Here is a 22687-nt window from a genome sequence, read left to right on the forward strand (position 1 = left end):
CCACAAAGTTTCTGCTACAATGATCCAATTGATTCACGTATGGCAAAAACAAAAATCAAGGCCCTTCAACTCAAAGTCCGCATTCCTAAATTGATCTTGGACATCCGCGGCGCAGACCCCAAACTTCTGGAGGAACTGGCTCCCGCCCTCGAAAATCTGGACGCCAGAGTGCGCATCCTCGGCCCAGGTCTCAAGACCCTTCCCCACGCCTTTTCTTTGGAGGAAGCCCTGGAAGAAGCCCACGTTTGGGTGGTTTTAGCCCCTCACCTGGCCAAAGACTTTTCTATGGTGGCGGAACGCGGAATCGTGCCTGTAATGAGAGAAGGATTGCATCAAGAGGCCGAAAACTACAACCCTGTTCAAGAAAACGGCAACGCCTTTCTTTTTCACGAGCCCAGTGCATGGCAAATTTACGGAGCCATCGTGCGCGCCACCGAAAACTTCGCCTTCAGTTACGACTGGGAAAACCTGCGCAGCCAAGGCCGCTGCTTAATGGAGCGTGTTTAGGAGGCTTTTAATAAAAGCTTCATCTCTCAATTCGTCACACGCCAAATCCTCCAGAGGACACGCCAACGAAGCCGCAGAGAAAGTGGTGTTTTTAAATGGAAAAACATAGCTCAAAACATCTCCTCCAAACCAGTCTTCACGATAAGTATCGCCCGAAAGCGCTGCTAAGTTAAAATGACCTTTCTGCAAGTAGGAAGAGTTGTCTTCCGTGATCTCCACCGCCACATAGTCATCCTTTTTCGAGAGATGAACCCCCATGAGATCTCCATAAGCCAAGCAGGCCGCATCAGTGGTTTCAGCAAAAGTAAGCAAATCGTTGTAGTCGTCTTTTAGATAATAAGCTCGGTAGGCTTCATATTCGGGCACAATCGTAAAACCGATTCCCCAATCAGAAATAAAATATTCAGCCCCTGCTTCCGTGATCGAAACCGGCTCCACCAAGCTTCGTTCGCGAAGTTCTTTTGCCGTGCTCTCATCGGGATAGGGCGAGCCATTTTCACAGATTTGATAACCCAAAAAATCACGGTTGTCCGTGCCCTTTTCAAGAGCCCTTTGCGCATCGTGAGGAGCGACGAAATCACTCCAAAAATCGATTTCAGATAGACAAAGATCGCTGTACCTAGAGCCCGGGTAAAACTCCAAAACCTGGAGGTGAACGCTGCTAACATCTTTCGCGTTGAGTTCAAAAACTGCATTCCATAAACTTCTTCAAACGAGAGCGTTTCATCCACAGAATCCACTTGTTCGGAACCGTTGTAAGTAAGAGCCACTGTTTTCCAACGCGCATTCTTAAAAAACAAAGCTTCGTCCACTGCATAGCCGGGCACAAATCCCACACTGCCCAAGTCGGTCATTGTATCGAAAGTCAGGGTCAAGCTGGGCAAGGCCTCCGCCGTGCACCATGCGGTTCCCCAATTTTCGTCAAAGGCAAAACGTGGATCGTAAGCCAGCCTTTCGATCTCATCGTAAGGCAAAAAAGAGGAAGCCACCGCCTCTGTGAGATACCGGTTTGAAGTGACTGAATACTCTTCTTCAACCGGGGCCAAAGGCTCCTCGATTTCGCCGAGTCCCAGAGGCTTAACCGGCGATTCAGAGCCAAATCCAAAACCAACGAAACCCACGAACAGAAACACCACCACCACGAAGATTGCTCCAACAAGAAAGAAATGAGGTTTCATCTTTAATCCAGGTTATCAATCCCTCCCCCAGAAGACCCTCCATCGGGCAGGCGGAAGTTGGAAACGAAATCGAAAATTTCACCCAAATTGATGTATTGCACCACGTTGAGCCCCACCGCATTCCCCACCATGATCACAATCACCACCGAAAGCATGGTCACCACCAGCCCCACAATGGCATAACGAATGGTGGACACAGCTTGCTTGATTTTGCCCTCGTCTCCTCCTGAAAGAATGAAAGAAATACCTCCAAAAAAGATGAAAACGACGCTCAAAAACCCGGCAATGATGATTCCATAAGCAATGGTGCGATTCACAATTTCGAGTGCATCGTAACGCTGAGCCACGTCCAAAATCGAACCTTCATTCACAGTGGCGAGTACAAACGGAAGAAAAGACATAGCGCGGATTAAAGTGCTGCCATATTAGCTTACCGTCCCATCCGGTTCAACAATTTTCAAATTGTAACGGGCATCGTTCTTAGCCCCCATCATCCTCAAAAGGACGCGAAGGGACTTGGCCGTTTGCCCCGATTTACCGATGATTTTACCCATATCGGGTTGAGCCACCCTCAAGGTGATGAGCACGCCAAGGCTGTCGACGGTCATTGTCACCTCCACCGCATCGGGAGCATCGACAATGTTTTTAACAACAAACTCAATAAAATCTCGAGCGGCATTTCCTGATACATCAGAAGGCATAAAATAGGCGTTAATGAAAGTGGGAATTACTGAGCTGCCACTTCTTCGGCAGGAGCTTCGGCCACAGGGGCTTCAGCTGCAGGTGCGGAGGGAGCAGGCGCCACTGCACTTTCAACAGGGGCTTTGGTAGCTTTGCGTTTTTTGTTGCGGTTCCCAATGAATTTTTCCATGCCACTCACCCCCTGAGCTTTCATGAGGCTGGCCACGGTATCAGAAGCTTGCGCTCCTTTAGAAACCCAGAACTCAAATCGATCCTTCTTAAACTCGAGCTTCTTGTTCTCAGAAGGATTGTAGAAACCGATCACTTCCATGTGCGCTCCTTTCACAGCAGCCCTTTTTTCAGCCACCACAATGCGATAAGCAGGTTCATTGGTCTTCCCGATACGAGTCAAACGGATTACGAGCACAGAAATTAGGTTAAATTGCCTATCGATTTTAGTGTTGAACGGTGAATTGTCAAGCAAAAAAACGGTTCCAGCCGCATCCTTAAGCCTCCACCACCGTTCTCAAATCGTCCACGCCACTGTGTTCTGCCATATTCAAGTTGAGTTGCACTAAAAGTTCATGCCGGTGCACATAAACCCGTTGGGCCCACACACTGCTGGGCACCGCAATGTACAAAATTTTTCCTTTCACAAACTTGGGGCGAACCACCGGGGATGCATCTTCGCCCAAAATGCTAGGCATGAGAGTTCTAAAACGCTGACAAACCAAAGCAGCACGGGCCTCCCGCTCAATCTTGTACTTAGCCAGGGCCTTGGGGATAAAATCTGAAAAAAGAGAGAAATCACTCATCGATTGAAGTATAAACCTCCAAGGTCTCCTTAGCCATTTTTTCCCAAGAAAACTTCAAACTGTGCTTGAGCCCGCATTCGCGAAGTTCCGCCTGCAAAGTGGGGTCTAAAAGCACCTTGCGCACGTTGTTGGCGATGTCTTCAGGGTCATAAGGATCAAAAAACAGCGCATTGTGCTCACCACACACCTCCGGGATGCAAGAGGTTTTGGAGGCAACCACGGGCGTTCCACAACGCATCGCTTCAAGCGGAGGTAAGCCGAACCCTTCGTAAAGAGAAGGAAAAACATAAACTTTGGCCGCCTGATACAGCGCCACGAGTTCCGCTTCAGAAACCATGCCCGTGTAAATCACATGATGATCCAGCCCCAATTCGCTGACGGTACGTTTCACTTCGGGGTAATAAGGATCTTCCTCACCCGTGATGACCAAAGAAAGATCAAAACCCTCATTCCCTTCGCGCAGCAGGGCAAACGCTTTGACCAAATTCACCAAATTTTTATGTCCACGCCACACGCCGGTGTAGAGCAAAAAGTCCTTAGAAATGCCATATTTGCGCTTCACATGCTCAATCTGCTCTTTGTTTTCACGCGGACCAAATTGTTCGCACACTCCTTCATAAATCACGTCAATTTTGGAAGAAGGCGTGCCAATGACTTCCATGAGGTCTTGCTTGGTGTTTTCAGAAACAGCGATGACTTTTTTACTGTGTTTTACCGCAGATTTCAGCACCCAATTGTAGGCGGTGCGATAAAAAGCCGAATTCATTTTCTTGCCCGGGAAGAAAGAAAGCGTCAAATCGTGGATCGTCACCACGCTGGGCTTGCTGTACAAAATAGGAGCATTGAAATGCGTGAAATGCATCAGGTCGAGCTTGGCCCTTTTCAAAATGCGCAAGTAACGAACTTGCTCTTTTAAAGTGTAATGCCGCGCATTCACCAAAACCTTTGAAAAGCGCTTGTTTGGGGGCTCAAACGCATCGTATTCAGGGCGATTCATAAAAATCACATACTCATTTTTCTTGTCCAATTCAGCCAGGTGACGAATGAGTTCATACACATAGCGGCCAATTCCTGTGAACTCGGCACTGTACATGCGAGCATCGATTCCAATTCTCATGATGTGCTTTTAAGCCTAGCCGTTCTACACGAAGTTCCCGGTGGGGTCAAAGGGCTTGCAGGCCAACAGTGCTGGCCAAAACATCTACCAGGAAATAAACCATTGTGCTATACCAAGAACATGAAAGAATTTTTCAAGAAGAATTTCGCCATAGTGTTGGCCTTTGCCTTGCCGGTTGTGTTTATAGCCGTCATCGCTTTGAGTGCCTACCTCCCGTCCATTTTTCTCTCTACAAATTATAATTTCGTATACACATCTTGCACCGATGGAGTGGATTACTACCCCTATTACTGCAGTGACTATCTTCAAAAGCGCTATTCAGTGGTGAATGGGAAATTTGTCGTGAATTCCATGGATTTTGACGGAAATTATACAGCGCGTGTTTTCTTGCACGACACAAAAAACAATGAGAGCAGAGAAATCACTTTAGAGGAAGCGCAAACCCTTTCTTTAAACGGGCTTTTAACATCACCTGACGGCGTTACTGTTTCCAGCAACTACGACAGTGGAACAGATTTACTCTTTTTTGATAGCGGCTCTTCATATGGTTACTACCTTACAAAAGGCAGCAGCCGGAGCAAGCTCAATTTGATAAATAATGGGGATGGGTATTACCAAGACAACGTCCAATTTATTGGATGGGTTTTGCCTGGCAGAGATTAAAAAATTCAAGACCATGGACAAAGAAAAACTCTTGCAAGAACTTTCGCTAAAAATGAGCACCGGCGAAATAAGTCGCGAAGAAGTTCTTGGTCGACTCAATCTTGTCGCGTCCGCGAAGTCCCCACAATTTTCCGTGACGAAAATCTTGTATATTTTGGGCGCAGCAACAGTCATCATTGGCATCAGCATTTTCACTGCTCAAGTGTGGGACGATATGGGCTCTTTGAGTCGTATAGCAATCACATTGGGCCTCGGCTTACTCATCGCAGCCATGGGCTCCCTGCTGCTCAAACAAAAACCAAAGGACAACCTGGGTGCAATTTTCCATTTCATCGGTGGCATCTTGATCCCCGGTGGCGCAACGACAACGCTTTACGAGCTTCGAGTGGATTCTGTTTCTTTGTGGCTTCTTGCCATCACATTTGGCGTTATCTCCGCATTTTATTTGCTGCTGAACTCAGCTCACAAACATCCCATTTTGACATTTTTCGCAATAGCAAATGGAACAACGTTTATTTATCTCCTTGTTGAGGCGATGCTTGAAGCAACTCACCTTCCCTACGAAGATTTGTATGCTCACCTCACTATGATTATAGGGGTGAGCTATCTCTTTCTTGCGCACGCTTTTCGTGGTGGGTGGAATAAAAAATTACTTGGCGCACTTTATTTCTTTGGTAGCGGCGGATTTCTCGGTGCCGCATTCTCACAGGTTTTCGATTCTACTCCGTGGCAGTTGTTTTACTTCTTCATTGTACTCGGAGGACTATTTCTGTCTGTTTACATGAAAAGCCGCAGTATTCTCGTCATGAGCACACTTTTCCTCATCGCCCATGTTTCATACATCACAGGCGAATATTTTGCGGACTCGCTTGGCTGGCCGATTTCTCTTGTGCTTCTTGGTTTTACATTCATCGGTCTTGGCTACGCCTCGGTTACCATCAACAAGAAGTACATCAAGGGTGCTAAATGACCAAAGGGTGTTGCTTGTGTTTTTTTGAGATGACCTCTAGTATCTTTGCTATACGAACTGCTGTTTTATGGAAACGCTCATGAGTTTGAAAATACCGAGTGGGTGGGCGGTGAGTTACAATCGATTTCTTGATCTATCGATAGATGATAGTGCTCTACCGTCTGAGGATCTTGAGTTATTTGGAGAAGATATGCTTCAACTGCAGTCTATGATCCTTGAAAAAGGAGTTTGGCTTATTCCTCCGGAACATTTCTTAATAGATTTGGGTTGGTATCCGGAAGCAGATCCAAAGGGACAGTATAAGCTGCTATTGGCTCATGTGGATCGGACAAAAAACAAAAAATGGAAAGAGCTCAAGACGTTTCGTTCGAAGGATCGTTTTGAGATAAGAGAGATGCTAGAATCCTGGATTCAGGAAAAATATTGATAAGCTGTGGAATTGGTATAACACATGACAACAATGGTTCAAAAACACCCCTATTCATGGGAATTCAATTGCTCAAGACAAGGACATTGAGACTTTTCTACGAGTGATTACTCCCTGGCGCATCCTTTGCAGGCGAGCGCCCTTTTTGAAGGGAATACTTTTAAGGTGTAACGTAAGTAAGCAAAGGGCTTGCAGGAAAGCGATCTGCATGAGATATTTACGCTCTGTTTTAACAAATACGATATGCCAGATAAACCAGACGATACCCCCCAAGAGCACAGAGTCGATCGCCGTGGGGGATGGCAGGCCAGCGAAACCCCCGAGGACACAGGTTGGTCCAACGAGCGTAGGCATCACCCCCATGAGAGACCATCTCTCACTGAGGAGTCACCTGAAGCAAGGGCAGCCAGGTCAGCAGAACTTAAGGCAAAACTCGAGGTAAAATTGAAGGGAACGGGGGTAATAGTTAAGTAGAGGGAGATCCAAAGGAGCCCCTGAATGACCCAAGCCGCCCTTCACCACTCTCCCGATAAAGCTATTGCACCTCAAACAGGCTTTTGCTAAAGTGCATCCGCTCCGCTCAGGAGAGCCCTTTATGGGATGGTAGCTCAGTTGGTTAGAGCGCTGCCCTGTCACGGCAGAGGTCGCGGGTTCGAGTCCCGTTCATCCCGCCATTTTAGGAGACAATCCTATAACATCTTCGTGTCTTTCACTGTATGAACACAAATCTTAAAAAGAAGCCAAAAAGCAACGCGGTACGCATCCTCCAAGCCTTAGAACAATTGCCAATGGGCTCTTCTACCCTAAAGGACATTCGAAAAGACTATGGTGGCGAGTCTCGACTATGGGAAAAACCTACCTTTTAGACACCAATGTACTTTCGGGTCTCCTCTCAAAAGACCCCATCTACACACGCGGTGTTCAGGCTTATGCAGATGGGAACTGGGCTATTTCATCCATCACGGAATTTGAACTTTTCCTGTACAAGGAAAAGTTCGGTTTGCCATCCAACTTATTTCAGGATTTTTTAAGTGCTTTCATCGTTTATCCATTAGATACTGTGGTTTATGAAGTCGCAGCACGATTGTTTACTAAACGCCAACAGTCCAAGCCTCATATGGCCGATTTATTGATTGCTGCAAGCTCTATTGTTCATCAGGTGCCTTTGATCACAGCGGATAAGGACATGCAGAAATTATTCTGCTGAAATGAGCATGAACTCTATAGGATCAGAAATCCCAAAAGAAGATCCCCGCCCACAGTTCTTGTGCAAACTCCTTGATGGGGAGTATGAGAATGTAGGCATTTTTCGAAGCCTCTACTGAAACAATTTTCAGGTGAGTGACCACAGATTGAGGCCTGATTCCTTATAGCCAGAGTATTAAGCCGATGTAAACTTTCCGCTCGTTATTGAGGACCTGGGCGATATGCGTATTAGCCGGGTCGTCATTAGGAAGATGAGACAAGTCGATTGTAGGCCAAAAGCACACAACATTCACACCACGCGAAAAACTCATATGCGTAAAGTTCTCACCAGGGGCTGCAAGCACCGCTACACCTATCTTTCCCTCTGTACATTCAACGGCATCAACATAACGCCCCCTGCTTACGGCTTCATAGGCGGCAACGGGGCCTGGCATTTGTGGCGTAGGATGATCCCGATCTGCTCTCTGGTATGCGAACCGTATACGATAACCGGCTGTTTCCGCTGCCTGGACCATTTCATGAGGGTTTGCCCACGTACCCGAATCTAGCTGCAGGGCTTCTGCATGAGGTAAGAGGAGCGGCTTTCCAGTAATCTCAGGAGAATTATATTGATTGTGAGCAAGTTGAAAAAGCTTGGAATCAGGCCAGTCCTTTTCCCACCTCACATTCATAATTTCTGAAGATCTTTGACGAATAGCAGGGGTCCCGTCAGGCCAAACTCCAACCAAAAAAGGCCCACCTGGCATCGCCTCAGCCAACTTGAGTTTGGCAGCATCATTTACCAACAGATATTCTCGCAACCGAGCTTCCATTCCACCCTCACCACCCCATGGGATACCCGCCGTCCGGTTCTGCTGAAGAGCCGCCTCATAATCCTTATCTATTGACTTTGAATAATCTAGTTCCACAACAACGATACCATTCTCATCATAGTCTTTCTTCAACGCCGCAAGGACCCTTTCCAAGCGCTCCTCCACACTCTCGGTAGCACTTTCAATGGCACCATATACAGCAGATGTAACCTTTGCCACAGCAGGCGCTGGCTTAGGTAGAAGCTGAGGTGCTTTAGGACCGCCTTCGGCTGAGGGAGGAACATCTGGATCTGAGGGCATAATGCAGGTGGCTACAATGGGGTGTAAAGTACGCCTTTTAACCCAAACTGTCAACATTTTGTACTCGTCCGCCCCACACCACCCTCCTCAACACCTCACAATTTACGCCATTCGTCCCTTTTGCTACACTCCTTCATGCGCCACGCCCTTGTCATTTATAATCCTGTTTCCGGCTCCAAAAAGTGGAGGGATGTGCCCGCGACCCTCCGCAAGGTTTTGCTCCAAGAAAATTACAGCCACACGTGGTTCGAAACCCAGCCCGTCAAACGGCAAAATTTTTCTGCACTCGGCTCCCAAAAATACGATCGCATCATCGCCTGCGGCGGGGATGGAACCATTGCCGAAGTGGTCACTTGGATGATTCAAAACAAGCTCAAAACGCCTCTGGTTGTGCTGTCACTCGGCAGCGCCAATCTATTGGCGCGCAGCCTCGGCCTGCCCTTTCTCAACATCAAAAAAGCGCTGCAAGAGGGGCTCACCGCTCCCGGCAAACCCTTGGATGTGATGCGCATAAACGGCAAGCACATTGCACTCATCGCAGCGGGCCGCGGTTATGACGCCTTTCTTATGCAACACACACAGCGCACTGCCAAGCGGCGTTGGGGGCTTTTAGCCTACCTGGGGACTTTTTTAAAAACCTTCCTTTTTTATCGCAACAAACCTTATAAACTCACCGTGGATGGGCAACGTTTTTACATCACGGCAAAAAGCATTATGGTCATTAACGTGGCCCCGCTTCCCCAAATGCTCATCAGCGGCCAAGACGGCATGCTCAATCTTTTTGCACTGGGGCGCTTCAACCGCTTGCGAAGCTGGAAAGGCAAAAAAATTTCCATAAAAACGCCGAACGAACTCACTTTTCAATTGGATGGAGAAGTCTTTAAAAGCAAAACACTGAACATCGAAGTCTTACCCGGAGCCATTCAGGTGGTTTATAAAAAATTCCTATTCCAAATATAACTCGCCCTTAAAACCCTCGCTGCGCCACAGCTGTCCTTGCGGGCCCACAAGCATGGCTTCCAGTGGCAAAGACGGTACCAGCTGGCGGGCTTTTTCAAAGCCCAAAACAAAGAGCGCCGTCGAATACGCATCGGCAATCAGCGCGGACTCGGCCTGGGTGTACACCGCCAGCATTTTCCTCGCCGGCTCGCCCGTGCGGGGGTCCACCAAATGATGCCGCTCGCCATTTCGCCACTGCCGCCGGCTGGGGCTGCTCGCCGCCAAGGCGAGCGGTCCGTACGCCCTCATCTCACCAATCGCCAAGCTAAGATCCGTGGGATGTTCAAACAAAATCCGCCATGGCTCGCCGTTTTCATCGCTGCCTTGCACAAATAAATCTCCGCCTGCATTGATGCAAAACCCTTTCAAAATGTCCAACTCTCCACATTCGCCTTTGAGAGCATTCACCATGCGATCAATGGCATAACCTTTGCCCAGGCCACCCAATTCCACCGGCATCGAAATGCGCACCTCAAACTTTTCGCCGGAACGAAGTTCCATGGGGCCCACCCGGCTCGCCTCCTTTTCCACAAAAGAATACGTTTCATCGTAACCCCACGCCTCCAAAATGCTTTTCACCGAAAGATCAAAAGCCCCTTCGCTGCGCGCCCGCAATCGCTCCCCGAATTCAAGCAAACGAAAGAATTCTTCCTCCACCACAGTCCACTCGCCCACTTGAGCATTCAAGGCAGCCAGCGCATTGCCTTTTAAAAACCGGGAATAAGCAGCCTCAATGCGAGCACATTCTTCAAAACAAAAGCGCGCCAACGCCGCAGCCACTTGCTGCTCCTCTTCCACCACCAACTGCAAAACAACGGGTGTGCCTAAATGCCGTTCCTCAAAAGTGAAACGCTTCATGCGCTCGCTTCAGCACGAATCGCTTCCACCGCTGCATTGAATCCCATGGGGGTGAGAGACGATCCATTCACTGCCCCAATGGCACCCAAACTGTCGATGGGCTTCCCTACTACAAGAGAAGAGATGCCATCGGCAAACAAACCTTGAAACCGTATGCTCGCTTCATTGGTGGCCAAATTGCCAATAGAAACACTTTGCACAAGACCTTCTTTAAGCACTAAAGTTACAGAAACAGACTCTTGACCGGCCGGGCTGGTATAGGCTCCAACTTCAGTGTAAGTGCCGTCTTCATAAGCGCTCTCCTCTTCCACGGGCGCCTTTTTTTCAGCTTCTTCAACCTGTTCAGTCGCCTCCACCTTTCCAGAATCGTCTTCCACTTTTCCAGTTCCCTCAAAACTGTCTTCTAAAGAACCTTGCATTTCCCCAGTTTTTACAGGTTCGGATGCGCATCCGGTGAACAAAAGTCCGGTCACAATGAACAAAAACAAAGCGAAGTGGATGGTTTTTTGCATAAATAGAGTTAATATGACGTGCGACGCCACTATACACTCTCCATTATGCTCATCAAGCTTGATCCCATCAAACGCGGCGCTGCGTTTCTCGTTTTACTTTCAGCCTTTGCCTTTGGCTACAACGCCTCCGGTCAAGTGGCCCTTCACTTGCTCAGCACGGTGGGATTCAGTCTTTTGCTGTACAGCGCTTACACCTGGTTTCTTCCCAACAAACATAAAAATGCGTGGAACACGCTCATTACTGGACTCATCCTGTTTTTGATTTTGCATTACGGGGTCACCTGGACGGATCTCATCTATCCGCTCACAGCGACGTTCTTGGCCGTCAGCATCAAATTTTTTGTGGAATACAAAGGTTCGCCCATCGTCAATCCTGCGGCTGCCAGCCTCTTGCTTGCGGCCCTCGTCCTGGCCTTTGTTCCAGGTTTGGATCGCCCCTTCGTCTCATGGTGGGGCGCCTCTTTTTGGCTGCTCGATCTTGGCCCTGTACAAATCCCATTGTCGCTTTTGCTCCTGCTGCCGTGGCTCATTTTTGGAGTGCCTTCCTGGAGGCGGTGGACAGCGGTGCTCAGCTTTTTTGCCGTTTACTTTGTGGGCCTGCTTTTGCGGGGGCAAGGCTTAGAAAGCGTACAATTCGTATTCACCGACTCCATGATTTATTTCTACGCCACCGTGATGTTGATAGAGCCCAAGACCTCTCCTTTTAGGCCCAGCCACCAGCTGCTTTATGGAGCCGTCGCCGCAGCGCTTATCCATGTGCTGCTCCTCGTCCATGCACCCTACCCCGAACTCTTCGCCCTCGTTGCGGCTAATTTGGGGAACGCCACTTTGCGTTGGAAGCCGACGGATCCTGCCTGAACTGCCACTGATTTTGCAAAATCTAATCTGTAAATTCCTCCCCGGGGAGGAATTTTAACCTGTAAAAAAGAGGGGAACAGCCCTGAGGAGCAATCGCTCTTGACAAATACAGGAAGTCATCTATTCTAAAGCCCTGCAGTATCCTTAACACTTTTTTATTTATGTCAAAGTTCAAACGCAGCTTGACCCCTCTCCTCCTCGCCGTAATGGCAGTGACGGGAGTCTTTTATCCAGCTCCTCAAAGTTTTGCCACAGAAAACTGTGTGGAGGACGGCTATGAAAACTATACGCCCGAAACAGCTTACCCTGGAGAAGGCTTCGTCTTTGGAACAGCGTGTGCCCCCAATACGGACTATTATAGCCTCGGTACCCTACCCATGTATGCAACGATTGATCTTTGGGCGGATGCATACGAGGCCGAGGCCCTTAACAACGGAGAATTTATAGCAAGCCCCGGACTCACCGTGGATCTTATAATCTGGGACGGGAGCACCGAGACCTTGGTAACAAGTTCCACCCTCATGACCACTGAAGAAAACAACTATGCCAGCGGCTTGTCTCATCAAGTGACGCAAGAAGCTGAATACATGCTCCGCATCAATGGAATTGAAGAGACAGATCTTGTCTACTACATTTTCCCTAGTGTACAAAGATACCCTAACCTGGTAGCGAGTGATTTCGAATATCGACGTCACAACAACGCTATCCGCTTCACGGTTAGCAACACCACCGACGACGACTTGACCGGTGAGTACAACATCAGCAACGCCCGCACACGCATTTACGTGCGAAATCTTGAAACGGCTGGAAGCGAAAACCCTGGCGTGCTTTGGAACTATGCATGGGGGCAAGACAACGGCATCAGTGGTGTATTGGACGCTCGTAGCAGAGCCTTCTTAAGTGCTTACGGCAGCAAACGCTTTGTGGTTTACACAGAAGATCTTATGCTCGTTGAAGGATACAACTTGCTCACGGTGCATGTGGATGCCAAAAATGAAGGAGAGGATGACAACGGCTACGTCGTTGAAGGAAATGAAGAAGACAACTACGACCACCTTTGTCTGCTCGCAGAAAGCGATGGAGAAGGAAGCATGTCCTACGAAGAAGCAAGTTTAAACACTTGTAGAACCGAGCTGGGTCTCTTGAGTCTCTAATCTGAATCCACAAAAGAAAGGGTGAGGTGAATCCATTTAAGGGTCCATCTCACCTTTTTTTTCATAGGATCCGCAGGAATTGCTCATCTTTGCGCGCGCAAAGATTTAACGTCAATTTATGCCTTGGATAAGCCATTTCTACTTTAGCACTACCAAGTGCACAGACGCAGTGATTGACTATATTTTTGAATTTTCTCTAATCAACTGACGTAGTTCCCCGGGCGTAAGCCCGAGGGATGTAGTGGGTGCCCGCATCTTCGTGGTGGTGTAAAGTGGAGGCATGAAGAAGCTACGAAAAAGCTCACACGCAGTTTTCATCTGTGACTATCACTTAGTTTGGCCGACCAAATACCGTCGGAAGATATTCAACGAAGGTGTGTTGGCTTTTCTGCAGGAAGTGATGAAGGATATTCCGAAGTACTATCCGGAACTGGTGGTGAAAGAGGTAAACACGGATTTAGACCATGTACATATTTTAATTTCCATACCTCCACAAATAGCAGTGGGAGAGGTGGTGAGAATAATAAAAGCCAACACAGCTCGTGAGTTGAACATAAAGTTTCCGTTTCTTAGAAAAGTGTACTGGGGACGAGAAGTATTTGGTCGGCAGGTTACTTTGCCTCCACAGTTGGGATTAACGAGGAGGTCATTCGAAAGTATATCCAACAACAGGGCGAAGAAGATGCGGGCCAAGCGCAGCTTGAACTAGGCTGAAACCCCGAGCGTAAGCTCGGGGAGGTTCATTCCCTACAATGGGGAATTACGATCCGCTTGGACTTGACACAAATCATATTTTAGCGCATAGTTTAAACCTATTTTATCAAGTTGAAAATGAAACCCGCAAAAGGCGGAACGATTACAGAAGTAACCAATGAGAGGGTTTTAACAAGAGGAGGCGAATGCATAGTTCCCCCTACGGTAGAAAAAGTCATACTCTCTATAAGGTCAAGTTTGCGATTTCCAAGGGAACCAGGGGATCAAGAAGACCGTACCGTACCTAAGGAAGTACCCTTGGGCCATGTGATTCGCAGAGAAGGGGTATGGGTATGGGTTTCACCTCTAAATAGTGAACGAAACATTAGCAGCACACTCACCCCTTTGGGGCGTCCAAACGTAGATTCAGGGGGCCTACCTTTCAACGACACTGCAATGGCGGCTTCCGAAAAACACTTCAGCCTCCAAGCCTTTGAAGATGGAAGTTTACGAGTGACAGACCTAGGAAGTACAAATGGTACAGTAGCAAAGTGGGTCACCCTCACTTAAGCACCTTCCCATTTAAATACACCGCCACCTCTTTTTGAGTTTGCAGACGGAAAGGCGCTCCTTCCACCACTACCGTTTGGTCCAAATCTCCGTGCTCGCGACTTTGATTGGCCGCTTCGGTGAAGAGTTTGAGCTTGGCCTCTGCCATTGCTTCTTTAGCCATTTGCACGCGTTCGCGATATTCGTTGTACTCCACACTGTCTTCTATGATTTTTTTAAGATGTTCCTCCTTACGTTCCTTCACTTGTTTTTTCAAATCTTTGAGGCTCAAAAGAAGATCCTCCAGTTCCATCGGAATGTCATCCTCAATGTCCTTCATGAGACTCTTGAGCTCTTTGAGCTCGGCGAGTTTTTCGTTAAGAATCGCGATTTGTTCCTGAAAAGTTGCTGATGCTGCCATAAAAATGATTAAAAGCCCGCTGAGCTTAGCAAAAAATTCTAACATTTCCAGGCCCAGTTATGTATACTCACATTGACTTAATCAAAAACCATGAAAAAACACTTTCTTGCCGGGCTGGCCCTGCTGAGTCTCGCAGCCTGCAACACCCCCGCGCCCGTCACTGAACCCCAAAGTTCCAACGAAAACGAAGTCATCGAAACCCAAGAAAATGAAAACCGCTACTCCCAAACCATCGACTTTTTGGAAGTGGCCGAAACGCTTTCCGTGCCTGAAATGGTGGAAGGAAACCGTGCCTATTATGAAAACGCGGCCCCCGACCATTGGACAGAAGGAGCGGGCAGTTACCCCGAGCATATGAAGCTCTACCTCCACGCATGGAAGACCGGAACCTTTAGAGAAGAAACACCCTACGCCGGCCAAAGCCTCGTGCTCGTGCAACAAGACTGTGAAGGGCCTTGCAGTGGCGTCTTCTTCCGTTATGCCGTAGACGAGGCATCGGACACCTGGACATTGCTCGTCCCCTACTCCACAGAAGTGGGGGGTACTTGGTGGTTGGGAGGCCCAACGGACTTCAGTGATAAAACAATCCGCATCCCTGAACTTGAAGTGCCCAAACAGCTTGAAGCCTACGAAAAGGACAGTGTAGTGCTCCTGGATGCCCACGCTCGTCTAAGTGCGGACCGCTTCCCGGAAGACTCCACCATCCCCAGCCTGGAAGGCCTGGAAAAGCTCAGCTATTTTAAAGATACGAGTTTTCAGACTTACTATAAGTCTGCAGGATGCATTTATGGGATGGCCCCCGACGGCGTCCTTGCGCGCTACTCTTTAATGCCCGATGATTTTGTGGGTTACGACAAGGAAGGCAATTACGATCCTGGCTCCATCCTGGCTCAAGAACTGACTTTCACAGATACAAAGGGTGCATCACAGGATAAATCCTTCTCTCTTTCTGCCGGAGGCTGCGGGCTACTTTCTGCCTGTCTTTTAACTTTTGAATTGACAGCCGATGAAGAGGCGCGTTTGCAAGAAGTGGGAACCTTGAATGGGCGGCCCGTGTACTTGCCAACCTCTGTGGGACCGCGCCCCGAGCTCAGCAACAATCCTAGCTTGGATTGGCGTCTCTATGCCACTTTCGACAACTATCTCATGGCCCAGGCCTACGATCTCGAAAACCCTAGCGAAATGGAAGCCACCATTGAAGACTATCTTGCCGGCAACGACAGCTTCCTCCTCAAATTGGACAATGGCGAATACGTGCTCGTGAACAACTCGCAGTACGCCCCCGCAGCCGAATGCGGCAAACCCGTCATTTATCTTTACCCTCAAAAGGACACCCTTGTGAACGTGCAAGTGGGCATTGATGAATTCACCAAAACCATTCCTACTTACGGTAAAAAAGGTTGGACCGTGCTTGCTCGCCCAAACGGACTCCTCACCAACCTGGCAGACCGCTTGAACTATCCCTACCTCTTCTGGGAAGGAAATTCTTCTGAGACGATAGACGCTGGCACCACCTGGACCCTCGCGAAAAACGACGTGGCCACCCGCCTCCCCCAAGCCCTCAAAAATATGGGCCTGAATGAGCAAGAAACGGCGGACTTCATGGAATTTTGGCAGCCTCTACTCGAAGCAGAGGAGCAGCCGTACATTGAATTCGCCTTCGTGGGCAACGCTGCCATGGACCAAATCGCTCCGCTCACTGTGACGCCGGCTCCAGACCAAGTGATACGCCTCTTCATGTACTACCGCGGCGCTGAAGCAGCCGGACTCGACATGCCCGTCTATAAGCCCGCAGCTCGTTATGGATTCACCGTCGTCGAATGGGGAGGAAGCTTGTACTAATCCTACTCACGGCGCTGATTTGCGCTTGCACAGGGCCCTCCCTTTCTAAGGAGGGCTCTTCGCCCAAGGTGGACCTTTTCCCTGGATGCGGCAATCCCCCTGAACTTGGCAACGGCATCGTTTTGCTGCCCCACCACCTGCTGGTGAAGGACTACATTGAAGCGATGTACAACTCGCTGGCCAAGCAAGACTGGAAGCACCTCGTCATTGTCAGTCCAGACCATTTTGGCTACGGAGCCACGTCGATCTCCACTCCCGATGAACGAGAACACGGTTTTACTGTCCATCGTGACTACGCCGCCGAGTATTTCCCAGACGCGACTGTGGAAGGCTTTAGAGTTCAAACCGCCACCTCCGAAGCTGAAATCCTGGCTTTTGTTGAACAGTTGCAAACCATCGAAACCGCCCACGTGCCCGATTCGACGCTCTTTATTTTTAGCATCGATTTTTCACATTATTTGCCCGGCGGCATCGCCCATGTGCACGACCTTTACTCCATGGATGTGCTGAGAGCCCGTGTCATCGACGATGCCCGTAAGCTCGAAGTGGACAGCCCCGTCGCCGCCGAAATTCTGCTGCGTTTCTTGGTGGCCAAAAATGCGGTGCTGACCAACATGATGAACACGAACCCCTCCTACGACATCGGCGTGGACACTTTTGAAAACACCACTCACGTTTTTGCTTGCTCACGCAGCCTCGCTTCACTTGGCCTGAACGAAGCACACACCCGCGACCTCACCGTAGACATGTTTTTTGCCCACCCGCGCGACTGGTACCTGGGCCGTACCGCTGAAGACCGCTACCTCTATGGCACCGACTCCACGACTTTTGACCAGGATGGCGCGACAGACCGCGCCGTGATCACCAACCGCAGGGAGGGCACCACAACAGAGTTCACCTTCGATTATTTTGAATGACTGAGGTCGGCGGTCCTCGGGAGGTCCAGAAAAGCAAAAAACTCTTGTCACAGTTTTGCCATCTGCAAAAACTGCAAGAACTTAAAAGAGTTCATTCACGAAAAACACGCTCATCCACGGTTCCCAAACTTTCAAGTGGAAAACCGTGAACACGAATGGCTTGGCACGTGCATGGCATGTAAAATAAAAACACATAAAATAAAAGCATGAGCATCGTCACCAAAACCGGAGACCAGGGGCAGACCAGCCTCTACAGCGGCGAACGCGTAACCAAGTCCCATCCACGCATAGAAGCCGTGGGCACCTTGGATTAACTCAACGCCCAGCTCGCGGGTTTGGGGCTCGAGCACATTCAATGCGCACTATTCACACTCGGGGCCGCCCTTGCCAATCTCAAAAAAACACAAGGCGACGCTTTTTTAATGGATGAACTTCAAGCGCTCGAAAAAGAACTTTACGCCATAGAAGCGACTCTTCCCTCGCTGCAGAATTTCATTCTTCCCGGTGGGCACCCCGATGCCATTCGCCTCCACCAGGCCCGCACCGTTTGTCGCCGCGCCGAACGGCTCCTCACCCTGTTGGACCCTCTACCCAAAAACGCTGTGCCCTACGTAAACCGGCTTTCGGATTATCTGTTCACAAGAGCGAGGCACATCAATTTTAAAGAAGGCATTTCGGAAGTGCTTTGGAAGTGCTAAGCTTAAGAATCCTTTAACCCAGTTTCTATGCGAGTCCAAAAACGCATCAAAAATTTAACGGAGCCTGAAAAGGCACAATTCGAAACCTATCTCGAAAAAAAACTGGAAAACTTAAGGCCCCTTTTGGATGCTCACCATCCCGATGAAGATGAAGTGATTGTGCACGCCAACATGCAAAAACACGACAAGCACACGGCTTTTGAATTTGAATACGTGTTCGAATTGCCTCGTGCACGGCTCAATGCCAGTGAGGTCAAACACAGCATCACCGAAAGCGTGGATTTTGCGACCGAAAAACTGGAACAACAGTTGATCAAACACTTTAAAAAATTGGCCCGCGAATGACGGTAAAAATGCCTATTTATTTGGACTATGCTGCGGCCACCCCCTTGGATCCGAGGGTATTGAAGGTCATGCAACCCTATTTTAAGGAAGAATTTGGAAACCCTTCCTCCATTCATCAATTTGGACAAGGCGCGCGCCGTGCCATCGACGACGCGCGCCTCAAATGCGTGCAACTGCTGGGCGCCTTTTCTGTGCACGAAATCCTTTTCACTGGCAGCGGAACAGAATCTTGCAATGCCGCCCTTTTCGGCGCCGCCTTTGCAAGGCAAAAATCCAAAAACCGGCCTGGCCACCTTATTGTCTCTGCCATCGAGCACCCGGCTGTACTCGAATCCGCTCGCTTCCTTCATGACAATTTCGGTTTTGAACTGAGCGAAGTGCCTCCCGATGCCGAAGGTCTCATCCACCCCAAAGCCATTGAAGCCGCTCTTCGCCCAGATACGATTCTCATCAGTGTCATGCTGGTGAACAATGAAGTCGGCACGCTTCAGCCTGTGAGGAAAATCGCCAAACTCGCGCGCGAACGGGGCATCCTCATGCACACGGATGCGTGTCAGGCACCCGGCTTCACAGACATCAATGTGGATCATTTGGGCGTGGACTTGCTTTCTCTCAATGGATCCAAAATCTACGGCCCCAAAGGAATTGGACTTTTATACGTGCGAGAAGGAGTAAAAATAATGCCCCTCATCCACGGCGGAGGTCAGGAATTTCGCATGCGAGGAGGAACCGAAAACACAGCTTTGATTGTAGGCTTCGCTAAAGCTTTGGAGCTGGTTTTAAAAGACAGCAAAAAGGAAGCAGCTCGTCTAGGGAAACTCCGCGATACACTTCAAAAAGCACTGCTCAAAATCCCCGGAGTGAAAGTGAATGGATCGCTGGAACGTCGTATTCAAAACAGCCTCAACGTACAGGTGTCCGGAGTGACGGGTGAAACCCTTGTGATGCGCCTGGACCTCGAAGGCCTCGCCGCCTCCAGCGGCTCGGCCTGTTCCTCTGGCAAAACCGAAGCATCGCACGTGCTGCTGGCCATGGGCCAAGACAAACAAAGCGCCCTCGCGTCCCTTCGCCTGACGCTCGGGCGCTTCACCACTCCTTCTGAAATCAAAAAAGCGACCGCAATCCTTAAAAAAGTGATATAGGTCCATGAATGGCCGCAAGCAATTGTCCCGAATTTAACTTTCGTTTAGAATCGTAGCCCCGCAAAGTCACATGAGGTTCATCAACAGAAGAATGGAAAGCACCTCCGACGTACCAAGCCCCCCCATCGTGCAGAAAGAACCCTTCCTCGTTTAGAATAGTGATGGCCTGCGCAGATGAACCATTAGGTTGCACATTCGGGGGAAGAGTGTAGAGCTTCGTTGCCAGACGGGTTGCCCAGGTCCACAGATCTGTGCCCCTCATATCAATGGGTAAACTACGTAAAAATTCCGTGCACCGAGTTTGCAAGTCCAACTCGGGCTTATCCCCGCTTTGTGGGCTTCTTTGATATAAATCCCAATACCATGTGGGGGTAGGGACGCCAGGCTTGCCATTTATGAGTCGGTTTTTAACATTAAGATCGATACTCAAAAAAGGGTCTTCGCTCTGCCTTTTTGCTCCACCTACACCCAACAAGGCCTTTAAAAGATCTATCCTGTCACGTGGCCACATCAGTTTAGTCTGATAATCGAAGTTTTCCGCCTCAATCATAAAACTCACCCGGTCCCTTGTGAGTGCTGCTTGAGCCGAACGAATGGCGTGATCCTGTTTGGGCATGGGAGGCACGCCTTTTTTACCAAGGAGAACAGAGTTCACAGATTCTGAGAGTTGGAACCCCCTCAGAACTTGTGTTTCGACCCAATCTTTTTCAGACGAACTCAATCTCAATGTCATAATGTATAGTACAAGTGCAGCTCAGCCCGTCCAGTGCCCGTATGCCCGAGTCGGATATAATACAATACTAAACACAGGAGTCAAGGCTTCTTCCCGTAAAAGGGTCTTTTGCGCTTTATCTTTGCACCATAATAATGAGATGGGAGTTTACCCCGAAACGCTGTTTCCGAAATGGCACTGGGCTACGAGCAGTCCATTAGTACCATAAAGTCCCACTACTCTTGAGGGGCGCTTTTTGCCTCCTCTGCCGCCATGCGGACGCGCATATACTCAGATGGAGGGGGTCGCTCTGCCTCTCTCTGCCTTTGTCTGGCAACGCGCTCAGCACGACTTAGAATAGCACTTTTTCTCTCACCGTGGAGATATTCAGCACTCTCTCGATCAGGTTCGCCCTCAAATATACCGGATAATATACCGCGCAGTGAAGCCTGAAACAAATCTGCCGTTCTCAGCACCCTTGCATCAACTCCGAATCCACTCAAAAGCTGAAGTAATTCATCTCTCTGACGGTCCAAAAGCGCCTCAACCTCCGCCTTCTTCCTCTCCATCTCCGCATTATTATCAGGTGAAACTTTTTCACCATGACCTTGCTCCTCCGCAACGCCTGATTGTTCTTCATGAGTATCAGCCATAAGAAGAAAACCCTAGATTCTCATTTGAATCCGAACACTTGGTAAGATGAGTTCATGAAAAAAACGCTAAGAAGTTCTCACAGCTTTCCAAAAGTGAGAGGGATGAAATATTCATACTGAAGGGGAAAGGATATTCGCTCAGAGCTATCGCTAAAAGTCTGAAGAGAAGTGTTTCAACTGTTTCAGATGAACTCAAACGTAATGAAGTGAATGGCAGCTATAACCCGAAGAAAGCACAGCAGAAAAGCTATGTACGAAGGCGCTCCGCTCGCTTTCAAGGGAAGAAAGTTGCAATGAACAAGAAATTGAGAGATTTCGTAGAAGAAAAACTAAGAGATGATATTTCTCCAGCCGCTATTTCTGGGAGACTCAAATGCCAAGAGGGAGCTCTTCCTTTTGCCTCCAAAGACAGTATTTATCGCTTCCTAAAAAGCCCCTATGGAAGAGCTTTGGAGTATGAACGTGAGCAGAAAACAAAACATCGAAGAAAGAGGCCCAAAGTACTTTCAAAACTTTCGGACAGAACGTTCATAAATGAGCGTCCTAACAGAATAGAAATGAGAGAAGATGTGGGAGACATTGAAGGAGATTTCATAGTTTCAGGGAAAACGGGAAAGGGTTCACTTTTGGTTGCTGTGGACAGGAAACTAAGAGTTTCATTTCTTGAAAAGATCTTCCCAGTGACGATTGAAGAAGTTCATGAGGCTTTTTTGCGAATCCAAAAACGTTTTCCAGAGCTTCAAAGCATGACTACGGACAATGATATTCTCTTCCAGAAACACAAGGAATTGGAGAAGCTGCTGGGCATTAAAATCTACTTTTGCCACCCTTATCATTCATGGGAAAAGGGCACAGTGGAAAACACGAATAAAATCATTCGGAAAGATATTCCTAAAGGCAGTGATATTTCAAAATACAGTAAAGCTTTCATTCAAAGGCTTGAAGAAAAACTCAATCGTAGACCGCTCAAGTGTTTGAATTATCTCACCCCAAAAGAAGCTCTTTTGGTGCACCGCGAAATCACAAAACTCAAAAAATCCTAATCCATTAAGTGTTCGGATTCAGCCCGTCCAGTGCCAACAAGATATAAGGCCTAATTATACCACAGAAGAAGCGGCAGGCAAGGCCTTTGACGTGAGTGGCAAAAATGTTATAAAATATACGCATGAACGAATACGGGCCAGAATATCCCACATTCGCCTTAGGATCAGAGCTGGAAGCCCATCAAACCCTGGTAGGTCAATTCCGAAATACCTGCCGAAGTGAGCTCCAAGCCCTGGAAAATTCCATAGACAGAACTGCTTTTTACGGCTTTCTAAAAAGATGCGAGTCGCTAGACTTTGAAAAACAACTCGCCTCCCATTTACCCGCTGCCCATAAAATAACCACTGCCATCAAAAAGTCAGAAACACAACTTTTAGAAGGGTGGATTGCATGGGGCAACGAGGGGTTGGCCATCCCCCTAGAGGCTTACCCCTTCAACCCTCAGCAGGGATTGCTTTCGCTCGTCCCCTTGTATTTTCCAGACTACTTCCATTACGCCACTGGTTTGCGCAACCCTGACGACATCCCACCCGCTCTGCCGCTTGCAGCCTAAACGCGCTTCCCTTTTTTCGACTTAGCCTCTAAACTGACTCCACTTAATAAAGTTCATGTTT

At 48.7% G+C, this 22687-nt stretch carries 29 protein-coding genes, 1 tRNA gene and 1 pseudogene; 18 read left to right on the plus strand and 13 right to left on the minus strand.

Annotated elements, in window-relative coordinates; translation table 11 throughout:
- Positions 1–39: 39 nt before the first annotated feature.
- Positions 40–507: a hypothetical protein gene (locus IPG41_04255; GenBank protein QQR54389.1), complete on the plus strand. Its 468-nt coding sequence runs from the start codon at positions 40–42 to the stop codon at positions 505–507.
- On the opposite strand, the gene IPG41_04260 is transcribed toward IPG41_04255, so the two are convergent.
- The 7 genes from IPG41_04260 to IPG41_04290 form a co-directional block, all read right to left on the minus strand.
- Positions 490–873: a hypothetical protein gene (locus tag IPG41_04260; protein QQR54390.1), complete on the minus strand. Its 384-nt coding sequence runs from the start codon at positions 871–873 to the stop codon at positions 490–492. The genes IPG41_04255 and IPG41_04260 overlap by 18 nt on opposite strands.
- Positions 837–1685: a hypothetical protein gene (locus IPG41_04265; protein ID QQR54391.1), complete on the minus strand. Its 849-nt coding sequence runs from the start codon at positions 1683–1685 to the stop codon at positions 837–839. The genes IPG41_04260 and IPG41_04265 overlap by 37 nt, the downstream gene beginning before the upstream one ends.
- Before the next feature lie 2 nt (positions 1686–1687).
- A complete protein-coding gene (locus IPG41_04270) occupies positions 1688–2086 on the minus strand; it encodes a hypothetical protein (protein ID QQR54392.1) in 399 nt (132 codons plus the stop codon).
- A gap of 24 nt (positions 2087–2110) precedes the next feature.
- Positions 2111–2386, minus strand: a complete 276-nt coding sequence (locus tag IPG41_04275) for a KH domain-containing protein (protein QQR54393.1) — start codon at positions 2384–2386, stop codon at positions 2111–2113.
- Positions 2387–2412: 26 nt separating this feature from the next.
- Positions 2413–2793, minus strand: a complete 381-nt coding sequence (gene rpsP, locus IPG41_04280; GenBank protein ID QQR54394.1) for a 30S ribosomal protein S16 — start codon at positions 2791–2793, stop codon at positions 2413–2415.
- Positions 2794–2872: 79 nt separating this feature from the next.
- Positions 2873–3181, minus strand: coding sequence for a DUF721 domain-containing protein (locus IPG41_04285; protein ID QQR54395.1), 309 nt, complete (start codon positions 3179–3181; stop codon positions 2873–2875).
- Positions 3174–4298 (minus strand): glycosyltransferase family 4 protein, encoded by a 1125-nt coding sequence (locus IPG41_04290; protein ID QQR54396.1) that lies wholly within the window; start codon positions 4296–4298, stop codon positions 3174–3176. The genes IPG41_04285 and IPG41_04290 overlap by 8 nt, the downstream gene beginning before the upstream one ends.
- Before the next feature lie 120 nt (positions 4299–4418).
- On the opposite strand from IPG41_04290, the gene IPG41_04295 reads away from it, so the two are divergent.
- From IPG41_04295 to IPG41_04315, 5 genes are all read left to right on the plus strand, one after another.
- Positions 4419–4961: a hypothetical protein gene (locus tag IPG41_04295; protein QQR54397.1), complete on the plus strand. Its 543-nt coding sequence runs from the start codon at positions 4419–4421 to the stop codon at positions 4959–4961.
- Positions 4962–4974: 13 nt separating this feature from the next.
- Positions 4975–5931, plus strand: a complete 957-nt coding sequence (locus IPG41_04300; GenBank protein ID QQR54398.1) for a hypothetical protein — start codon at positions 4975–4977, stop codon at positions 5929–5931.
- A 67-nt stretch (positions 5932–5998) separates the two neighbouring features.
- Positions 5999–6358, plus strand: coding sequence for a hypothetical protein (locus IPG41_04305; GenBank protein QQR54399.1), 360 nt, complete (start codon positions 5999–6001; stop codon positions 6356–6358).
- Between the two features lie 597 nt (positions 6359–6955).
- A tRNA-Asp gene (locus tag IPG41_04310) sits at positions 6956–7032 on the plus strand.
- Positions 7033–7202: 170 nt separating this feature from the next.
- Positions 7203–7565, plus strand: a complete 363-nt coding sequence (locus tag IPG41_04315) for a type II toxin-antitoxin system VapC family toxin (protein ID QQR54400.1) — start codon at positions 7203–7205, stop codon at positions 7563–7565.
- Positions 7566–7725: 160 nt separating this feature from the next.
- Here IPG41_04315 and IPG41_04320 read toward each other — a convergent pair whose 3' ends face one another.
- On the minus strand, positions 7726–8676 hold the full coding sequence (locus IPG41_04320; protein QQR54401.1) for a hypothetical protein: 951 nt from the start codon (positions 8674–8676) through the stop codon (positions 7726–7728).
- A gap of 135 nt (positions 8677–8811) precedes the next feature.
- On the opposite strand from IPG41_04320, the gene IPG41_04325 reads away from it, so the two are divergent.
- Complete coding sequence (locus IPG41_04325; protein ID QQR54402.1) at positions 8812–9636, plus strand: hypothetical protein; 825 nt, start codon at positions 8812–8814, stop codon at positions 9634–9636.
- Here the strand turns inward: IPG41_04325 and IPG41_04330 are convergent.
- Both IPG41_04330 and IPG41_04335 read right to left on the minus strand, forming a co-directional pair.
- On the minus strand, positions 9622–10533 hold the full coding sequence (locus tag IPG41_04330) for an FAD:protein FMN transferase (protein QQR54403.1): 912 nt from the start codon (positions 10531–10533) through the stop codon (positions 9622–9624). The genes IPG41_04325 and IPG41_04330 overlap by 15 nt on opposite strands.
- Positions 10530–11045: a calcium-binding protein gene (locus tag IPG41_04335; GenBank protein ID QQR54404.1), complete on the minus strand. Its 516-nt coding sequence runs from the start codon at positions 11043–11045 to the stop codon at positions 10530–10532. Before IPG41_04335 ends, IPG41_04330 begins: the two co-directional genes overlap by 4 nt.
- 45 nt (positions 11046–11090) lie before the next feature.
- On the opposite strand from IPG41_04335, the gene IPG41_04340 reads away from it, so the two are divergent.
- The 4 genes from IPG41_04340 (at position 11091) to IPG41_04355 (ending at position 14320) form a co-directional block, all read left to right on the plus strand.
- On the plus strand, positions 11091–11903 hold the full coding sequence (locus tag IPG41_04340) for a hypothetical protein (protein ID QQR54405.1): 813 nt from the start codon (positions 11091–11093) through the stop codon (positions 11901–11903).
- A gap of 161 nt (positions 11904–12064) precedes the next feature.
- Positions 12065–13057, plus strand: a complete 993-nt coding sequence (locus IPG41_04345) for a hypothetical protein (GenBank protein QQR54406.1) — start codon at positions 12065–12067, stop codon at positions 13055–13057.
- A 280-nt stretch (positions 13058–13337) separates the two neighbouring features.
- On the plus strand, positions 13338–13766 hold the full coding sequence (gene tnpA / locus IPG41_04350) for an IS200/IS605 family transposase (GenBank protein ID QQR54407.1): 429 nt from the start codon (positions 13338–13340) through the stop codon (positions 13764–13766).
- 122 nt (positions 13767–13888) lie between these two features.
- Positions 13889–14320 (plus strand): FHA domain-containing protein, encoded by a 432-nt coding sequence (locus IPG41_04355; protein QQR54408.1) that lies wholly within the window; start codon positions 13889–13891, stop codon positions 14318–14320.
- Here the strand turns inward: IPG41_04355 and IPG41_04360 are convergent.
- The gene (locus tag IPG41_04360; protein QQR54409.1) at positions 14313–14720 is read right to left on the minus strand and encodes a hypothetical protein; all 408 of its coding nucleotides are present in this window, start codon (positions 14718–14720) and stop codon (positions 14313–14315) included. The two genes, IPG41_04355 and IPG41_04360, sit on opposite strands and share 8 nt — an antisense overlap.
- 90 nt (positions 14721–14810) lie before the next feature.
- On the opposite strand from IPG41_04360, the gene IPG41_04365 reads away from it, so the two are divergent.
- From IPG41_04365 to IPG41_04385, 5 genes and pseudogenes are all read left to right on the plus strand, one after another.
- Positions 14811–16562, plus strand: coding sequence for a hypothetical protein (locus IPG41_04365; protein ID QQR54410.1), 1752 nt, complete (start codon positions 14811–14813; stop codon positions 16560–16562).
- Between the two features lie 68 nt (positions 16563–16630).
- Positions 16631–17479 (plus strand): hypothetical protein, encoded by an 849-nt coding sequence (locus IPG41_04370; GenBank protein ID QQR54411.1) that lies wholly within the window; start codon positions 16631–16633, stop codon positions 17477–17479.
- 206 nt (positions 17480–17685) lie between these two features.
- Positions 17686–18177 (plus strand): annotated as a pseudogene (locus tag IPG41_04375) (cob(I)yrinic acid a,c-diamide adenosyltransferase).
- A 27-nt stretch (positions 18178–18204) separates the two neighbouring features.
- Positions 18205–18522, plus strand: coding sequence for an HPF/RaiA family ribosome-associated protein (locus IPG41_04380; protein QQR54412.1), 318 nt, complete (start codon positions 18205–18207; stop codon positions 18520–18522).
- An 8-nt stretch (positions 18523–18530) separates the two neighbouring features.
- Complete coding sequence (locus IPG41_04385) at positions 18531–19664, plus strand: cysteine desulfurase (protein QQR55656.1); 1134 nt, start codon at positions 18531–18533, stop codon at positions 19662–19664.
- Here IPG41_04385 and IPG41_04390 read toward each other — a convergent pair.
- Together IPG41_04390 and IPG41_04395 are read right to left on the minus strand one after the other, a co-directional pair.
- Positions 19648–20319, minus strand: a complete 672-nt coding sequence (locus tag IPG41_04390) for a hypothetical protein (GenBank protein QQR54413.1) — start codon at positions 20317–20319, stop codon at positions 19648–19650. The two genes, IPG41_04385 and IPG41_04390, sit on opposite strands and share 17 nt — an antisense overlap.
- 293 nt (positions 20320–20612) lie before the next feature.
- Complete coding sequence (locus tag IPG41_04395; protein QQR54414.1) at positions 20613–21029, minus strand: hypothetical protein; 417 nt, start codon at positions 21027–21029, stop codon at positions 20613–20615.
- A gap of 206 nt (positions 21030–21235) precedes the next feature.
- Here IPG41_04395 and IPG41_04400 point away from each other — a divergent pair, with 206 nt between their 5' ends.
- Positions 21236–22072, plus strand: coding sequence for an IS30 family transposase (locus IPG41_04400; GenBank protein ID QQR54415.1), 837 nt, complete (start codon positions 21236–21238; stop codon positions 22070–22072).
- A gap of 122 nt (positions 22073–22194) precedes the next feature.
- Positions 22195–22626: a hypothetical protein gene (locus IPG41_04405; GenBank protein QQR54416.1), complete on the plus strand. Its 432-nt coding sequence runs from the start codon at positions 22195–22197 to the stop codon at positions 22624–22626.
- Positions 22627–22687: the final 61 nt, after the last annotated feature.

The organism is Candidatus Peregrinibacteria bacterium (genome assembly GCA_016699145.1).
Classification (GTDB): domain Bacteria; phylum Patescibacteriota; class Gracilibacteria; order UBA1369; family 2-02-FULL-48-14.

Bases quoted from the DNA above. Each gene is read 5' to 3' on its own strand.
- IPG41_04345 (QQR54406.1), top strand. From the start codon at position 12,065: ATGTCAAAGTTCAAACGCAGCTTGACCCCTCTCCTCCTCGCCGTAATG.
- IPG41_04360 (QQR54409.1), bottom strand. From the start codon at position 14,720: ATGGCAGCATCAGCAACTTTTCAGGAACAAATCGCGATTCTTAACGAA.
- IPG41_04275 (QQR54393.1), bottom strand. From the start codon at position 2,386: ATGCCTTCTGATGTATCAGGAAATGCCGCTCGAGATTTTATTGAGTTT.
- IPG41_04305 (QQR54399.1), top strand. From the start codon at position 5,999: ATGGAAACGCTCATGAGTTTGAAAATACCGAGTGGGTGGGCGGTGAGT.
- IPG41_04265 (QQR54391.1), bottom strand. From the start codon at position 1,685: ATGAAACCTCATTTCTTTCTTGTTGGAGCAATCTTCGTGGTGGTGGTG.
- IPG41_04380 (QQR54412.1), top strand. From the start codon at position 18,205: ATGCGAGTCCAAAAACGCATCAAAAATTTAACGGAGCCTGAAAAGGCA.
- IPG41_04290 (QQR54396.1), bottom strand. From the start codon at position 4,298: ATGAGAATTGGAATCGATGCTCGCATGTACAGTGCCGAGTTCACAGGA.
- IPG41_04285 (QQR54395.1), bottom strand. From the start codon at position 3,181: ATGAGTGATTTCTCTCTTTTTTCAGATTTTATCCCCAAGGCCCTGGCT.
- IPG41_04315 (QQR54400.1), top strand. From the start codon at position 7,203: ATGGGAAAAACCTACCTTTTAGACACCAATGTACTTTCGGGTCTCCTC.
- IPG41_04340 (QQR54405.1), top strand. From the start codon at position 11,091: ATGCTCATCAAGCTTGATCCCATCAAACGCGGCGCTGCGTTTCTCGTT.
- IPG41_04270 (QQR54392.1), bottom strand. From the start codon at position 2,086: ATGTCTTTTCTTCCGTTTGTACTCGCCACTGTGAATGAAGGTTCGATT.
- IPG41_04255 (QQR54389.1), top strand. From the start codon at position 40: ATGGCAAAAACAAAAATCAAGGCCCTTCAACTCAAAGTCCGCATTCCT.
- IPG41_04295 (QQR54397.1), top strand. From the start codon at position 4,419: ATGAAAGAATTTTTCAAGAAGAATTTCGCCATAGTGTTGGCCTTTGCC.
- IPG41_04395 (QQR54414.1), bottom strand. From the start codon at position 21,029: ATGGCTGATACTCATGAAGAACAATCAGGCGTTGCGGAGGAGCAAGGT.
- IPG41_04325 (QQR54402.1), top strand. From the start codon at position 8,812: ATGCGCCACGCCCTTGTCATTTATAATCCTGTTTCCGGCTCCAAAAAG.
- IPG41_04385 (QQR55656.1), top strand. From the start codon at position 18,531: ATGCCTATTTATTTGGACTATGCTGCGGCCACCCCCTTGGATCCGAGG.
- IPG41_04335 (QQR54404.1), bottom strand. From the start codon at position 11,045: ATGCAAAAAACCATCCACTTCGCTTTGTTTTTGTTCATTGTGACCGGA.
- IPG41_04300 (QQR54398.1), top strand. From the start codon at position 4,975: ATGGACAAAGAAAAACTCTTGCAAGAACTTTCGCTAAAAATGAGCACC.
- tnpA (QQR54407.1), top strand. From the start codon at position 13,338: ATGAAGAAGCTACGAAAAAGCTCACACGCAGTTTTCATCTGTGACTAT.
- IPG41_04405 (QQR54416.1), top strand. From the start codon at position 22,195: ATGAACGAATACGGGCCAGAATATCCCACATTCGCCTTAGGATCAGAG.
- IPG41_04330 (QQR54403.1), bottom strand. From the start codon at position 10,533: ATGAAGCGTTTCACTTTTGAGGAACGGCATTTAGGCACACCCGTTGTT.
- IPG41_04365 (QQR54410.1), top strand. From the start codon at position 14,811: ATGAAAAAACACTTTCTTGCCGGGCTGGCCCTGCTGAGTCTCGCAGCC.
- IPG41_04355 (QQR54408.1), top strand. From the start codon at position 13,889: ATGAAACCCGCAAAAGGCGGAACGATTACAGAAGTAACCAATGAGAGG.
- IPG41_04320 (QQR54401.1), bottom strand. From the start codon at position 8,676: ATGCCCTCAGATCCAGATGTTCCTCCCTCAGCCGAAGGCGGTCCTAAA.